We start from the raw sequence: 1,127 nt of genomic DNA on the forward strand, positions 1-1,127 counted from the left end.
AAAAATTCCAATAATCAAATAATCTTGTATCATTTTTATCTCCTTTCAATTTAACTTTCAAATAATATATTTTATTTATCCTCTCCAACTACTAAGTTCTTAATAGTTTTCTATTTAATCATATATTAGCAAGTTATTATGAAGTTATTATGTAGAAATTCTATATGTTAACTTATTAAATTTTAAATTATTATAGATAACCTAATGATAATTGAGGGATTTTATGAAATTAACTTTAAAGAATTAATATTAAAACTATTCGTATAAATATCAAAAAAACAGAGGTTTATAAAATACAAACTTCTGTTTTACTATATAATTCCTATTAATAATCAACTAGCTTCACATATTTAATCATTTAACTTTTATTTTTTATCATACAAAATATTTATAAAGATTTTATGTAGAAAATCACCATAAAAATATAAATTCTAATAAAAAGCCATAACATGAGATTATTCTAATATTTTTACTTAAAATTCAAAAAAAGAAAGTCACCACAGAATGATTAGAAAAATCATTCTACAACAACTTCTTTTCATTATACTACTTCATTTAATTCATATTCATGCCGTCCATATTGTTGTCATCCATATTCATGCTACCTTTCATGCTCCCATTACTGTTTAAGTAATAACCATCAATTGTTGTATCATGAGCCATACTACCATCTCCATTGAGGTAATACCAAGTCCCACCATCATTAACCCATCCTGTCATCATATATCCATTAGAGTTAAAGTAATACCATTGTCCATCAATTTTTGCCCAACTAGTAGCATAAGAATTCCCTTGTGAATACCACCAACCATTATCACTTTGTTTCCATTCCGCATGTGCAGCTACTGGAACTACTGCTAGTAATGTCACTGATGTAATAAAACTCCCAATTAGCATTTTAAATTTTTTCATTAGCAAATCCTCCCTATATTATCATTTTCATTACTATGTTACAATTTTTTTATGTAGATTTTATGAAGATTAAATAATTCTATTATGAAATTAAACGTACTCACTTTCATCATGTCTTATAAATATAAAGTTTATTCTTAGCTTCAACAACTTTATTATAGTAAAAAGTCATGTAAAAGAAGAATTACCTATACTCCTTTTACATGACTAACAAT

1 protein-coding gene is annotated in these 1,127 nt (G+C 25.0%); it reads right to left on the reverse strand.

Annotated features, from left to right (window positions below; genetic code table 11):
* Positions 1 to 555: 555 nt before the first annotated feature.
* On the reverse strand, positions 556 to 912 hold the full coding sequence (locus COL3_RS24870; RefSeq protein ID WP_008426909.1) for a putative cell wall binding protein: 357 nt from the start codon (positions 910 to 912) through the stop codon (positions 556 to 558).
* Between the last annotated feature and the right edge of the window lie 215 nt (positions 913 to 1,127).

The sequence above is a fragment of the Clostridium sp. LS genome (genome assembly GCF_002760435.1).
In the GTDB taxonomy this organism is placed as follows: Bacteria; Bacillota; Clostridia; order Clostridiales; family Clostridiaceae; genus Clostridium.

Bases quoted from the DNA above. Each gene is read 5' to 3' on its own strand.
- COL3_RS24870 (WP_008426909.1), bottom strand. From the start codon at position 912: ATGAAAAAATTTAAAATGCTAATTGGGAGTTTTATTACATCAGTGACA.